The 13,229-nt window shown below is 65.4% G+C and carries 13 protein-coding genes and 1 pseudogene; 6 read left to right on the forward strand and 8 right to left on the reverse strand.

Going from position 1 to position 13,229, the window contains the following annotated elements:
- Window positions 1–203 (reverse strand): annotated as a pseudogene (locus VML93_RS19135) (hypothetical protein); the annotation flags it as partial.
- Between the two features lie 121 nt (window positions 204–324).
- Window positions 325–1,164, reverse strand: a complete 840-nt coding sequence (locus tag VML93_RS19140; RefSeq protein ID WP_414686393.1) for an amidohydrolase family protein — start codon at window positions 1,162–1,164, stop codon at window positions 325–327.
- Between the two features lie 60 nt (window positions 1,165–1,224).
- Between VML93_RS19140 and VML93_RS19145 the strand changes: the two genes are divergently transcribed.
- Window positions 1,225–1,608 carry a hypothetical protein gene (locus VML93_RS19145; protein WP_325613105.1) on the forward strand — a complete coding sequence of 128 codons (384 nt, stop codon included), beginning with the start codon at window positions 1,225–1,227 and terminating at the stop codon, window positions 1,606–1,608.
- A 118-nt stretch (window positions 1,609–1,726) separates the two neighbouring features.
- Window positions 1,727–3,448, forward strand: coding sequence for a serine/threonine-protein kinase (locus VML93_RS19150; protein ID WP_325613088.1), 1,722 nt, complete (start codon window positions 1,727–1,729; stop codon window positions 3,446–3,448).
- Here VML93_RS19150 and VML93_RS19155 read toward each other — a convergent pair.
- A complete protein-coding gene (locus VML93_RS19155; RefSeq protein ID WP_325613090.1) occupies window positions 3,415–3,975 on the reverse strand; it encodes a VOC family protein in 561 nt (186 codons plus the stop codon). The two genes, VML93_RS19150 and VML93_RS19155, sit on opposite strands and share 34 nt — an antisense overlap.
- A gap of 137 nt (window positions 3,976–4,112) precedes the next feature.
- Between VML93_RS19155 and VML93_RS19160 the strand changes: the two genes are divergently transcribed.
- A complete protein-coding gene (locus VML93_RS19160; protein WP_325613091.1) occupies window positions 4,113–4,619 on the forward strand; it encodes a PE family protein in 507 nt (168 codons plus the stop codon).
- Here the strand turns inward: VML93_RS19160 and VML93_RS19165 are convergent, their stop codons facing one another.
- From VML93_RS19165 to VML93_RS19175, 3 genes are read right to left on the reverse strand one after another with little or no spacing between them, the layout of a single operon-like run.
- Window positions 4,620–5,741 carry a DUF4185 domain-containing protein gene (locus VML93_RS19165; RefSeq protein ID WP_414686395.1) on the reverse strand — a complete coding sequence of 374 codons (1,122 nt, stop codon included), beginning with the start codon at window positions 5,739–5,741 and terminating at the stop codon, window positions 4,620–4,622.
- Window positions 5,742–5,772: 31 nt separating this feature from the next.
- Complete coding sequence (locus VML93_RS19170) at window positions 5,773–6,819, reverse strand: aspartate-semialdehyde dehydrogenase (protein ID WP_325613093.1); 1,047 nt, start codon at window positions 6,817–6,819, stop codon at window positions 5,773–5,775.
- Window positions 6,820–6,821: 2 nt separating this feature from the next.
- Entirely contained in the window at window positions 6,822–8,087 is a 1,266-nt protein-coding gene (locus tag VML93_RS19175) for an aspartate kinase (RefSeq protein WP_325613095.1), read from the reverse strand.
- A 154-nt stretch (window positions 8,088–8,241) separates the two neighbouring features.
- On the opposite strand from VML93_RS19175, the gene VML93_RS19180 reads away from it, so the two are divergent.
- Together VML93_RS19180 and leuA are read left to right on the forward strand one after the other, a co-directional pair.
- Window positions 8,242–9,708 carry an HNH endonuclease signature motif containing protein gene (locus tag VML93_RS19180; protein ID WP_325613096.1) on the forward strand — a complete coding sequence of 489 codons (1,467 nt, stop codon included), beginning with the start codon at window positions 8,242–8,244 and terminating at the stop codon, window positions 9,706–9,708.
- A gap of 161 nt (window positions 9,709–9,869) precedes the next feature.
- The gene (gene leuA, locus VML93_RS19185; RefSeq protein WP_414686394.1) at window positions 9,870–11,672 is read left to right on the forward strand and encodes a 2-isopropylmalate synthase; all 1,803 of its coding nucleotides are present in this window, start codon (window positions 9,870–9,872) and stop codon (window positions 11,670–11,672) included.
- Here the strand turns inward: leuA and VML93_RS19190 are convergent.
- Together VML93_RS19190 and VML93_RS19195 are read right to left on the reverse strand one after the other, a co-directional pair.
- Window positions 11,647–12,363: a sensor domain-containing protein gene (locus VML93_RS19190; RefSeq protein WP_325613098.1), complete on the reverse strand. Its 717-nt coding sequence runs from the start codon at window positions 12,361–12,363 to the stop codon at window positions 11,647–11,649. The genes leuA and VML93_RS19190 overlap by 26 nt on opposite strands.
- The gene (locus VML93_RS19195; RefSeq protein WP_325613099.1) at window positions 12,363–12,695 is read right to left on the reverse strand and encodes a WhiB family transcriptional regulator; all 333 of its coding nucleotides are present in this window, start codon (window positions 12,693–12,695) and stop codon (window positions 12,363–12,365) included. The genes VML93_RS19190 and VML93_RS19195 overlap by 1 nt, the downstream gene beginning before the upstream one ends.
- Before the next feature lie 319 nt (window positions 12,696–13,014).
- On the opposite strand from VML93_RS19195, the gene VML93_RS19200 reads away from it, so the two are divergent.
- A partial coding sequence (locus VML93_RS19200) for an FHA domain-containing protein (RefSeq protein WP_325613101.1) occupies window positions 13,015–13,229 on the forward strand: 215 nt, incomplete at its 3' end.

The raw sequence follows: 13,229 nt of genomic DNA on the forward strand, positions 1-13,229 counted from the left end.
TAGAAGGGGCCGTAGCCGAACGCGAACCAGCCGACCGTCCTCAGCCACGACGGCGGGTTGAGGAAAATCGGGTCTATCACTCTTGCGTACCAACCAGCGGACTTGTTGATTAGGCCGAGTGCGACCGGCATGTCGAAGACAATCCAACCCGCGAAGAACAACGCGAACAGGGCGCCGAACACGAACTCGACCTTTCGGCTCATAAGGGTCTCCTCAGCAACGTTGCCGGCATCTTTCTAAAGAATGCACTGACGGCTAGGGCGGTGAAAAGCAGATTCTCCGGGTTCGGTTTTCTTAATCGAGCAGCGCGGCGAACCCGGTGATTCAAACTGACCCACTACCCGTCGTCGGGCACGTCCTTGAGTGCCTCGGCCGCACGTTCGCGGCTGCGGGGCCAGAACGAGTCCGAGTGCGGGTAGTCGCATTCCCAGGTGATGCGATCGATGCCCATGCCGTGGCGCACCTCGACGCCGAAGTCGTCTTCGATGAAGCAACCGTGGATGTGCTTCTTGAACAGATAACTCGGCGGGTGCTCCTGATGTTGTTGTAGAAGCGGTGTTTGCGCCAGACGCTGTCACATCGCTCCAAAATGTATGGGATCCAACCGATCCCGCCCTCAGACAAGCCGATCTTCAACCGCGGGTGCCGGTAGAGGGTGTTGGAGAACAGCCAGTCGGTCATGGCCGTCATCGACATCGTGCCCATCAGCGTGATGAACACCGCGAACGGCGCGTCGGGTGCGATCGGGGGCGGGAATCCGCCCGACCCGAAGTGCTGGGCCAGCACCATTCCCGTCTCCTCCACCGCCGACAGCAGCGGATCGCAGTGGTCGGAGTGCACCGAGGGCAACCCGAGCTTGTCGGGCAGATCCGGGAATGTCACTGTCTTGGCGTCCTTTTCGGCGACCCGGTAGATTTCGGCGACGCTGGCGTCGAGGTCCCAGAAGGGCACCACGGCGACCGGGATGAACCGGTCGGGTGCGGTTGCGGCCCATTCGTCGAGGTGAAAGTCGTTCCACGCCTGGGAGCACAACCGAGCGAGTTCCTTGTCTTCCCCCTCGGCGAAGACCGCGCCGGCGAATCGCGGGAAGGACGGGAAGCAGGTCATCGCCTGCACGCCTAGGCCGTCGCGAATGCGGCTGCAAATCTCCGGCCGAGATGCCATTGAACGATTCCGACCGTCGTCGATGAGAACCCTGTCATTTTCCTGTGAGTCTGAAATGACATGCTTTTGACAGACGTGTCGGCCCGCATCCCGGCCGCCAACCAGACCATCGAGGTCGGCCAGGTGCTGGTGGTGGGGCACGACGGTAGCCAGCCTGTGGGCAGCCAGGACACGTTCCTGCTCGACGACTCCACGCTGGCCTGGGGTCAACTCGACGATCCGCGCAATGGCGGCCAGGTCACGGTGGCCAGGACACAGTCCCTGCCCGGTGTCGGCCCGATCGACAATGGCACATTGTTGACGGAATTGGCCGCTCCCGAGGAGGCCAAGAGCACCTGGTGGCCTTGGGCGGTTGGCGGAGGGTTGTTGCTGATGGCCGCGGGCCTGGTCGCCTGGATGGTCGCGCGGCGCAAACGGAGCACGGAGCCGGCCGTTAGCGAGTAGCCGTCGAGCCCAGAAAATATTGTTAGGTGCCTGCGAATCCCGGGTGCAGATGCCATCATCGGTCCTTGCGGTGGGTTCGCTGTGCAAACACCGGTCCGGGTCAGTGGGGGGCACTTCATTGGAGGGAACGCCGTTCGGGCGCTACCGCCTGGTGGAGTTGCGCGGTCGCGGCGGCATGGGGGAAGTCTGGCGTGCTTATGACACGCGCACAGACCGTGAGGTGGCGATCAAGGTCCTGCCCGCGCATTTCGCCGACGACCAGATGTTCCTGCAGCGCTTCCGCCGCGAGGCCCATGCCGCGGCGCGACTGCACAACCCGCACGTCATCCCGATACATGACTACGGCGAGATCGACGGACGCCTGTACGTGGACATGCGCCTGATCGAGGGCCGCGACCTACAGACCGTGCTGGTCGAGGGTCCGCTGGAACCGGCTCGCGCGGCGCGCATCATCGAGCAGGTCGCCAAGGCGCTGCACGCCGCACACAAGGTCGGACTGGTCCATCGCGACGTCAAACCCTCCAATGTCCTGCTCGACGAGGACGACTACGCCTATCTCATCGATTTCGGCATCGCCCGCGCCCTCGACGAGACCCGGCTCACCGGCACCGGGAACGCGATCGGCACCTTCCAGTACATGGCGCCCGAGCGGCTGAGCGACAAGGCCGACGACGACGCACGCGCCGACATCTACGCCCTGGCCTGCGTACTCTACGAATGCCTCACCGGGGAGCCACCTTTCGCGGGAAACGGCATGGCTGGTCTGGTGGCCGCGCATCTGAACGCGCCGCCGCCACAACCGTCAGCAACCCATCCGCGGGTGCCCGCGAGGTTCGACGCCGTCATCGCCACCGGCATGGCCAAGGACCCCAACCAGCGCTACGCCACCACCGTCGAACTGGCCACCGCAGCCCACGACGCGGTTACGGCACCGATTCCGATTGCGCCGCCGGCATCGCCGCCCCCGTCTAGTCCGCCCAACCGGCCAGCAGCCGTGCCGTTCCCGCCCACGCCTCCCCCGCGCTCACCGATTCCCCGGCCAGCCGACGAGACCGTCCGCGCGAGTGCACTCGCACATGCCTCAACCGCGGCAAGGAGATGGCAAACAGGTGTCTGTGCCACACTTCTGATTCTTGCGGCATGTTTCGGCGGTGCAGCAATTGTGCTCGTATTTAAGCAATATGGACGTCCCATCATCGAACAACGCGTCGAATACGACGCGTTTCTATGGAGCGGAGCGGCCCAGGTAAACATTGGCGATGACAGAATTGTACGAGATGTAGAATTTCTTTTCGGCCTATCGTGGCTGACCACGGCGGCTGCGTTCTTGTTGTTGGGTCTCATATTTACGCGCGGACAAAGCCGGAGCAGTCGGCTGGCGCCAATCTGCGCTGGGGCCGCCGCAGCCGTATTATCCGCCGTTCACTTTCTGAGACCCATCAGGGCCTATCAGGTCCAGTACTGGACATCGTGGCGAAACGTAAACTCCGCTTATAGCGGGTTATGGGTGCTCGATTTTCCTTATTTTTTGGTTCTGCTCGTGACATGCATCGGTCTGGTTGTGTTCGCCACCGCACTTCGAAAGCGGTTTGGAAATAGCTCTGTCTGGCCGATTGGCCTTAGCGGGCTTGCTGGATTAGGACTATCTCTTACCTACCTCTACGGCTTTATCGGCGCAGGCTATACGCCTCTTTATCACGATCGGCTTGCCAGTGAGGCAAAAATTCCTTTCATCGCTATGGCGATTTGGCTGGTTTCGCTATTGGTATTGGCCGTCACACTGGCGGTACAAGCTGCCCGGAAGCCTCAGGTCAGCAACAGTTCGGGAACGTTGAGCTGAGCACAGGTCATCGCCCAGGCCCGCGTGGTCAACTCGGATTCCGGGACACCTGAACGCAACGCGGCCAACATGACATCCGGATCGAAGGACGGCCCAAACGGGTCGCGGGCGAACTCTTCACCGCGCATGTAGGCCGTCGCTTCCTCCGGTGGCACATTGTCGATCTGCAGTTCCACCATGTTGCCATCGGGGTCGCGGTAGTAGATCGACGTCGTGGGGCCATGCTGCACCGGCGCGCGCGGCTCAATGCCCGCTTCCTTCAGATCCAGGTACTTCTCTAGCAGGCTGCCGAGATCGCCGAACGTGTACGCGGAGTGCGCCAGCCCTACCGTCATCGCGGTTCGCGGAGTAGCCAGTGGCAACTGCGCGATCGCCAGCCGATGGTGTTCGTCGTCAAAGGTGATGAACGACAGGAAGTCGTTCTCGAACACCACATGGGCGTCGAGGACCTTCAGGTACCAGTCCCTGAGCACTGGCATTTGCCCGCTCTGAAGAACGATGTGTGCAAGACGTTTGCCGGCGGCCATGGCATTTGAGGCTAGTCCGGCCGGGGCCTTCCGGGGCGGCGAAATTGCAGTATGCGTCTCGCCAAATGCAGTAGTCCACTACGCACACCGAACTCAAACGAAAGGCACATACTGGGGCGGCTGCTAGGAGGTGCGAGATGTCATATGTGATCGCGGGGCCGGAATTGATGACCTCGGCAGCAACGGATTTGGCAACCATCGGCACGAACGTCAGCGCGGCCCACATGGCGGCGGCGGTCCGGACCACCTCTGTGCTACCCGCCGCCGCCGATGAGGTGTCGACACGCATCGCGGCACTGTTCTCGGCGCATGCCACCAGCTATCAAGGGATCGCGACGAAGGCGGCGGCGTTCAACGACCAGTTTGTGCACACCTTGAATGCCGCGGCGCTCTCCTATTCCGACATCGAGGCCACCATCACGGCGTTCTTGAGCGACATCAAAGCGTTCTTGCAGATCCCGGTGAACACCGCGAACACGATCTTGGACGCGCTCTACGCCCAATTCGGAGTCGCCAACGTCGTCTTAGTTCTCGCCCTGTTGGAGCTGCCGATCCTGATTCCGTTCCTCCTGCTCACCGCTCCGATCTGGCTGCCGCTCCTGCTGGTGATCGGCCCCTTCCTGCTTGTCTTGGCGTTAGCCTGATCAGGGCTTGAACGGGTTGACGGCGAATTGGATGACGCGGTACGGCGCGGTGACCCGCGCGCGAGTGTCCCACTGGCTGACGAAGATTCGTAGCTCGTCGAGTGTGGAACCGGGCGAGATGTACCCGCCGTACGGCTGCGCCAGCCGGTTGTCATACGGCGGCGGCAGGCTTTCCGCGGGATCGGGCCAGTCGCCGGCCTGCACCACGGTGGTCACCGGCGCGAACCCCAGCGACGTCGGGTCGTTGGCCACCCGGACCTCCATGTTGCCGGTGCCGGCGTTGAAATAGGACAGCACCGTCTTGCCGTCGATCTGGCGGACGCACATCTCCCCCACCGCGTCCGGCCACAGCGGTGTCGGTTTCTTACCCCAGCCCCCGCCGGGTCCGGCCGCCCAGCCCTGCCATTTGGACCGGTCGGCGAACGTCTGCGGCGTGGCCCGGTACAGCACCACCGGATCCCTGCGGGTGAAGCTGTTGGCCACGATGTACACCCACCCGGCCTGCGAATCGGGTGTAGGGATCGGGTCGTAGTAGCCGCTGATCTGCGTCTGCGTGCCGGCCTGGTAGGAGGCGTCGCGCCGCGACCCGGCAATGGTCTGCCAGCCGCCGCGCGCCGGTTCGGCCATCACCAACCGCGAGCTCTGCGGGATCAGGTTTTTGGTCGTCGTCACCATCAGGTAATTGCGTCGGTTGATCTGCACCACCCCGGCAGGTAGCTGCGACGCTCCCGGCGGAGCCGGGTCGGCCAGCAGCGGTTTGCCGATCCCGGTGACGCCCGTGTAGCGCACCCCGGCGGGGTCGTCGACCGATGCGGTGTCGACGTGCAGCGCGACCGGCGAGTACCAGCCGCCGAACCCGACGCCCTGGCCGGCGAAGCTGTCGCCGCAGACCTGCAGCAGCTCGGTCGGGAACTCGACGAACTCACACAGGTCGGTGGCGCCGATTCCGTAATCGCCGGTAGGGGTTCCGGTCCCGGCTGTTGGACCGATCCGCAGCACCTGCCCCGGCGCCAACGGCGGCAGGATCGGCTGGGGTATGGGCGCCGGCGGATCAGCGTGTGCGGAGCCTATTAGGCCCCAAAAAGACGGTGTCGCAAGCAAACACAATACTGCCGCGGCCAACCGCGCGACCCGGGCGGAACTCACCCCCGCGTCACAACTCGGCGACCAGCAGCTCGGCGATCTGGATAGTGTTCAACGCCGCCCCCTTGCGCAAGTTGTCGCCCGAGACGAACAGCGCCAGACCCCGTCCGTCGGGCACCCCGGGGTCGTGCCGGATCCGGCCGACCAGTGAATCGTCGACTCCGGCCGACGCCAACGGTGTCGGCAGGTCGACCAGCTTCACGCCCGGGGCGCCGTCGAGCAGTTCACGGGCCCGCTCGGGTGACAGTGGCCGGGCGAACTCGGCGTTGATCGACAGCGAGTGACCGGTGTACACCGGAACCCGCACACAGGTGCCGCTGACCAGCAGGTCGGGAATGCCGAGGATCTTGCGGCTTTCGCTGCGCAGTTTCTGGTCCTCGTCGGTCTCCCCGGAACCGTCGTCCACCAGCGATCCCGCCAGTGGCAGCACGTTGAACGCGATCGGCGCCGCGTAGGTCTTCGGCGACGGGAACGCGAGTGCGCCGCCGTCGTGGACCAGCTGCTCGGCGTCGTCGACCACCGCGCGCGACTGCTCGGATAGCTCCGCCACCCCGGCCAGGCCGGTGCCGGAGACGGCCTGGTACGTCGAGGCCACCATCCGCACCAGCTGGGCATCGTCGTGCAGCACCTTGAGCACCGGCATCGCCACCATGGTGGTGCAGTTCGGGTTGGCGATGATCCCCTTGGGTCGGTGGTGCGCGTCGCGTGCGAAGTTCACCTCGGACACCACCAACGGCACGTCGGGGTCCTTGCGCCACGCCGACGAGTTGTCGATCACGGTCACCCCGGCGGCAGCGAACCGCGGCGCCTGCACCTTCGACATGGCACCGCCGGCCGAGAACAGCGCGATGTCCAGTCCGGTCGGGTCGGCGGTCGCCGCGTCTTCGACCTCGATCTCCTGGCCGCGGAAAGACAGCTTGCGGCCATGCGAGCGGGCCGACGCGAAGAACCGCACCGTGTCCGCCGGGAAGTCGCGCTCCTCCAGCAACGCGCGCATCACCTGGCCCACCTGGCCGGTGGCACCTACTACCCCTATTGACACGCTATGCGCGCCCATATCTACCGTCCCGTTCCCGCGTACACCGTCGCCGACTCCTCGCCGCCGAGCCCAAACGCTTCATGTAACGCGACGACGGCCTTGTCTAGTTCAGTGTCGCGGCACAACACCGAGATGCGGATCTCCGAGGTGGAGATCAGATCGATGTTGACCCCGACCGCGGCCAGCGCCTCGCAGAAGGTCGCCGTCACTCCGGGATGGCTGCGCATACCCGCGCCGATCAGCGACACCTTGCCGATGTGATCGTCGTAGAGCAACTGAGTGAAGCCGATTTCGTCCTTGAGCGAGTCCAGTTTGGCGACGGCGGTGGGCCCGACGTCGCGGGAGCAGGTGAATGTGATGTCGGTCTTGCCGTCCTCGACCTTGGAGACGTTCTGCAGCACCATGTCGATGTTGACGTCAGCGTCGGCGATGGCCCGGAACACCTTGGCCGCGTATCCCGGGATGTCGGGTATCCCGACGATGGTCACCTTGGCCTCGCTGCGGTCGTGCGCGACGCCGGTCAGGATGGGGTCTTCCATGGCTATGTCCTCTATCGATCCGACGACGACGGTGCCTCGCTTGTCCGAATACGACGAGCGGACGTGCACCGGAATGTTGTAGCGGCGGGCGTATTCCACGCAGCGCAGCATCAGCACCTTGGCGCCGCAGGCCGCCATTTCGAGCATCTCCTCGAAGGTGACCGTGTCGAGCTTGCGGGCGTTGTGCACGATGCGTGGGTCGGCGCTGAAGATGCCGTCCACATCGGTGTAGATCTCGCAAACGTCGGCGTTCAGCGCCGAGGCCAAAGCGACCGCCGTGGTGTCGGAGCCGCCGCGGCCCAGCGTGGTGACGTCGCGGGTGTCCTGGCTGACGCCCTGGAATCCGGCGACCAGAACGATGCGCCCTTCGTCCAGCGCGGCTTGCAGCCGTCCAGGCGTGACGTTGATGATCTTCGCGTTGCCGTGGGTGCCGGTGGTGATGACGCCGGCCTGCGATCCGGTGAACGAGCGGGCATGCGCGCCCAGCGATTCGATCGCCATGGCCACCAACGCGTTCGAGATGCGTTCGCCGGCGGTCAGCAGCATGTCCAGTTCGCGGGGCGGCGGCACCGGGCAGACCTGCTGAGCCAGGTCCAGCAGGTCATCGGTGGTGTCCCCCATGGCAGAGACGACGACGACGACGTCGTTGCCCTGCTTTTTGGTCTCCACGATGCGCTCGGCGACGCGGCGGATCCGGTCGGCGTCGGACACCGAGGATCCGCCGTACTTCTGCACGACGAGGGCCACTGTTGCTTTTCCTCCGGGATGTTGCTTTTCCTCCGGGATTAAGTCCACAACAGGATACGTGCCGCCGCATCTCGATTTTCGTGGCGCTGGCCCCCGGATCATCTGGAAACAGGGACTCGCCGCCATGTCGGTGAGCTCATATATAATCGAACACATGTGCGATCCCCGGTTGGCTGACCACTTCGAACCCTCCGACACCGACGAGTCGCGAGCGCTCATCGAAGCCATGGGTGCGGCCGGACGCGCCGAGGCCCGGGCCGCAGCGGCCCGGTTGGAAGCGATCGGCAAGCTGTTCGAGTTGCGCCGCGTGGAGCGTGGCGAGGAGCCGGAGTGGGCAGTGGACACCTGGACCGCGGTGGGGGCTGAGGTCGCCGCGGCGCTGCGGATCAGTAAGGCGATGGCCGGCAGCTATATGCGGTATGGGCTGGCCATGCTCGAGCGGTTGCCGGAGGTGGCGGCCGTGTTTCGGGCCGGGGATATCGATTACCAGACATTTCAGACGATCGTGTTCCGCACCGATCTGATTACCGACGAGCAGATCCTGGCCCGGGTGGATGGCCAGTTGGCGCTGCGGGTGGGGCGCTGGCCGTCGATGACACGCGGCAGTCTGTCCCATGCGATCGATCGGGTCGTGGCGATGGCCGATCCCGATGCGATGCGCCGGACCCGTGAGAAGGCCGACGATCGTGCGGTGTCGATCTGGGACACCGACTCGGGGATCAGCGAGGTGACGGGGCGATTGTTCACTACCGATGCGCACGCGCTGAGCCGCCGACTGGATGTTTTGATCGCAACGGTGTGCCCCAACGATCCGCGGACCCACAACCAGCGCCGGGCCGATGCCCTGGGCGCACTGGCCGCAGGCGCCGACCGACTGGCCTGTCGATGCGAGAGCACCGACTGCACCGCAGCTCCGGCCCCGGCTTCGCCGGTCGTGATTCATGTGGTCGCCGATCAAGCCACTGCCGAGGGCCGCAACCCCGCCCCGGGGGTGGTCCTGGGCTCGGATTGGCTGGTTCCCGCCGAAGTCATCGCCGAACTCGCCAAGACCGCCCGCCTGCAACCCCTGATTCACCCTGCCGACGCGCCACCCGAAGCCCAGTACCGGCCCTCCGCCAAACTGGCCGCCTTCATCCGCGCCCGCGATCTCACCTGCCGAGCACCGGGTTGCGATGTGCCCGCCAGCCGATGTGAAGTCGACCATGTCATCCCCTGGTCTGAAGGCGGGCCCACCCACGCCTCCAATCTCAGCTGCAAATGCTCCACCCACCACCTGGTGAAGACCTTCTGGGGCTGGCGCGACCGACAGCTACCCGACGGAACTCTCATCTGGACGCTGCCCTCAGGACAGACCCACGTCACCACACCCGGCAGCACGTTGCTGTTCCCCGCCCTGTGCGCACCGACCGGCGATCTGCCCTCACCGGCACCAACAGCCGGGCAGCGCTGCGGGGACCGCACCGCCATGATGCCGCTGCGGGCCTCCACCCGCGCGGAAAACCGGGCCCGCTACATCGCCGCCGAACGCCACCGCAACCATCAAGACCGCGCCGCCGGGGTCGTCCCACCGGCCGACGGCAGCCCACCACCCGACCCCGACCACGACCCGCCACCGTTCTGACGCGTTTTGGTCGCGACGCGGATAGCGGTAGAGTGCACAACGTGCAGCGGGTGCTCCTTCTCGGACGCCGCGACGGGGTCTGATCCAGACTGGCCTCCCGTCGCGGGTGTTCGCGATGCGCCGGTCTGAAGTTCCCTTCTGACATCCCCGGAGCAATCACCGTGACTACTAACCCCGATTCATACGTTTCAACCCGCACCATCAACAAACCCGCGGGTCCGCCCGGGCCCGACCAGCCCACCTGGAATCCCCAGCGCGGCACGTCAATGCCGATCAACCGGTACCGGCCGTTCGCCGAGGAAGTCGAGCCCATCACGCTCGCCGACCGCACCTGGCCAGACCGTGTCATAACCCGTGCTCCCCTGTGGTGCGCGGTGGACCTGCGTGACGGCAACCAGGCGCTGATCGACCCGATGAGCCCGGCCCGCAAGCGCCGCATGTTCGACCTGCTGGTTCGGATGGGCTACAAGGAGATTGAAGTCGGGTTCCCGTCGGCCAGCCAGACCGACTTCGATTTCGTTCGCGACATCATCACCGAGGGCGCCATTCCCGACGACGTCACCATCCAAGTGCTGACCCAGTGCCGACCGGAGCTGATCGAGCGGACGTTCGTGGCGTGCGAGGGCGCCCCGCGGGCGATCGTGCACTTCTACAACTCGACGTCAATCCTGCAGCGCCGCGTGGTCTTTCACGCGGACCGGGCCGCGGTGCAGGCCATCGCGACCGACGGCGCCCGCAAGTGCGTCGAGGAAGCCGCCAAGTTCCCCGGCACGCACTGGCGCTTCGAGTATTCGCCGGAGTCCTACACCGGGACCGAGCTGGAATACGCGCGGGACGTGTGTAACGCCGTCGGCGAGGTGATTCAGCCGACGCCGGAGAACCCGATCATCTTCAACCTGCCTGCGACGGTGGAGATGGCCACGCCCAACGTCTATGCCGACTCGATCGAGTGGATGAGCCGCAACCTGGCCAACCGGGAGTCGGTCATCCTGAGCCTGCATCCGCACAACGACCGTGGGACTGCCGTCGCCGCAGCCGAATTGGGCTATCAGGCCGGCGCAGACCGGATCGAGGGCTGCCTGTTCGGCAACGGCGAGCGTACCGGCAACGTCTGCCTGGTGACGCTGGGGCTGAACCTGTTCTCCCGCGGCGTGGACCCGCAGATCGACTTCTCCAACATCGACGAGATCCGACGCACGGTGGAGTACTGCAACCAGCTGCCGGTGCACGAGCGGCACCCCTACGGCGGCGACCTGGTCTACACCGCGTTCTCCGGCAGCCACCAGGACGCGATCAACAAGGGTCTGGACGCGATGAAGGTGGATGCGGATGCCGCCGACGTCGATATGGACGACATGTTGTGGCAGGTGCCCTATCTGCCGATCGACCCCAAGGACGTCGGCCGCACCTACGAGGCGGTGATCCGGGTCAACTCGCAGTCCGGTAAGGGCGGGGTGGCCTACATCATGAAGGCTGACCACGGCCTGGCCCTGCCGAGACGGCTGCAGATCGAGTTCTCCCGAGTGATCCAGAAGATCAGCGAAGGAGAAGGCGGCGAGGTCTCGCCGAAGGAGATGTGGGACGCATTCGCCGAGGAGTACCTGGCCCCGGTGCGGCCGCTGGAGCGGATGCGGCAGCGGGTCGACGCCGCCGAGGAAGACACCGGTGTCACGAGCATCACCGCGACCGTGAAGATCGACGGGGTGGAGACCGAGATCAGCGGTTCCGGCAACGGCCCGCTGGCGGCCTTCATCGACGCGCTGGGCACCGTCGGCTTCGACGTGGCCGTCCTGGATTACTCCGAGCACGCGATGAGCGCGGGTGACGACGCCCAGGCGGCGGCGTACGTGGAAGCCTCCGTGGGTGACCGGACCGTCTGGGGTGTCGGGATCGCGCCGTCGATCACCACCGCCTCGCTGCGCGCGGTGGTGTCTGCGGTCAACCGGGCGTTGGCGCGGCGCTGATCTTGGTGACGACCTCGCCCGCTTGGGTGGTCGTGTCGAACCCGCACCACAGCGCGTCGATGATCACGTTGTTGCGCAGCCCCATCGCGCGCTGGCACGTGTAGCCGTTGGCGAAGCTGGGCAGCTGCGTCGCGGTCAGGGTGTTGTCGGTCGTCGCGACATCGCGGAATGCCCAGGTGGAGGTGGGGTGCCCGGGCCGGAAGACGGTGACGGACCTGCCGTCGCACGCGGACCACCGTCGTTTGGCTTGGCGGAAGAACTGCTGCGCCGTCTCGGCGTCCGGGAAACTGACAAGCGCCTGAATCAGCGCGTGCCGGGGGCTGCCCAGCGCGACGGCGTCGTTGAGGACCTGTCCACTGACGGCGTTCCAGCTGCTGTCGCGGTAGACGGTCCCTTCGATCGGTGAGTAGATATCCAGGCAGCTCAGGTTGCTCACGGCGTCGTCGTCGTAGCTCATCCGCGAGATGGCCAGACGTACCTCCATGTTGGTCGATCCACCGATCGCGTTGACTTCGCTGGGGCCGAGCAGCAGGCCGTCGAGTTGCCCGGCCTGGATCGGCGGCGGCTGCCAGCGACCGAGGTCAGGTCCCGCGGCCGGCCGGCCGGCGGTGGTGACCGTGCAGCCGGTGAGCATGACGGAGAGGCCCACGGCGGCGAGCACGGTGCTGCGCAAGATCGTCCCCACGCTCATCAGCCTGCCAATTCCTCGGCCAGGGCAATCCGGTGCCGGCGCCGGATTCGAGGACGGGCCGGGCAGCCGCCGTGCTCGGCCAGCGAACGCAGGCGACGTAGCGCGAACTCCCGCGACCGTCCCGCCTCGGGAATCACGATCCCGGCCCAAAGTCCTTCGACATCCGGCAATTCCAACGCCTCGCGAGCGCACTGCCAGCGTCGCGGGCACACACAGCACAAAGCCTTCGCCTCGTCGTCGGGGTCGGCGGAGGTCCACCGGTCTGGGTCGGCCGCGCATACCGGGACAAAACCTTCAGCCGGCCGCCACTGGGGCGCTACAAGTGCACTCATCGCTGCTCTCTCATTTCTGGTGCGGATGCAACGACTTTAAACCAACATGGGGACTGTTGCAACACAACATTCGTAGCGCTACGTCTTAAGCGGTGTCGCGGGAGCAGTAACGCGACTGAAATGGCCATTGAACTGCAGAGATAGTCCGTTGTTGCGCTACGATTACCGGTGCAGCGCAGGGCCACAGGAGGCTGTTGGGCTCGGCTTCCGGGCGTGTGACGCAGAAAAATCGAAGCGGTGCCGTGCCTACGGGCGCGGTAAACGTCGCAGGAAAGATGTAGCATCTGATAGGCGCGGCGAGCAGAGAGGCGAGCGAGCAGTGACAACTGACCATGGCGTGGCGGCCCCACTCACCCCCGCCCTGACAGTGCAAATCGGACGCGACGCGCAGACCTTTGGCCCGCACACCGGAGTCGCCGTCATCGGCAGGGACGCCGGCGCGGCGATGCGGATCAGCGACGACCGGATCTCCCGCTGGCATGTGCGGTTGGAACCGCGCCGCGACGGCTGGGAGGCCATCGACACCAGCACCAA

This window comes from Mycobacterium sp. (assembly GCF_035499775.1).
Lineage (GTDB): Bacteria > Actinomycetota > Actinomycetes > Mycobacteriales > Mycobacteriaceae > Mycobacterium.

What these genes read in the sequence shown, in the direction of transcription:
- VML93_RS19195 (WP_325613099.1), bottom strand. Translation starts at nt 12,695, where the DNA reads ATGAGTGCACTTGTAGCGCCCCAGTGGCGGCCGGCTGAAGGTTTTGTC.
- VML93_RS19160 (WP_325613091.1), top strand. Translation starts at nt 4,113, where the DNA reads ATGTCATATGTGATCGCGGGGCCGGAATTGATGACCTCGGCAGCAACG.
- VML93_RS19180 (WP_325613096.1), top strand. Translation starts at nt 8,242, where the DNA reads ATGTGCGATCCCCGGTTGGCTGACCACTTCGAACCCTCCGACACCGAC.
- VML93_RS19140 (WP_414686393.1), bottom strand. Translation starts at nt 1,164, where the DNA reads ATGGCATCTCGGCCGGAGATTTGCAGCCGCATTCGCGACGGCCTAGGC.
- VML93_RS19155 (WP_325613090.1), bottom strand. Translation starts at nt 3,975, where the DNA reads ATGGCCGCCGGCAAACGTCTTGCACACATCGTTCTTCAGAGCGGGCAA.
- VML93_RS19145 (WP_325613105.1), top strand. Translation starts at nt 1,225, where the DNA reads ATGCTTTTGACAGACGTGTCGGCCCGCATCCCGGCCGCCAACCAGACC.
- VML93_RS19190 (WP_325613098.1), bottom strand. Translation starts at nt 12,363, where the DNA reads ATGAGCGTGGGGACGATCTTGCGCAGCACCGTGCTCGCCGCCGTGGGC.
- VML93_RS19170 (WP_325613093.1), bottom strand. Translation starts at nt 6,819, where the DNA reads ATGGGCGCGCATAGCGTGTCAATAGGGGTAGTAGGTGCCACCGGCCAG.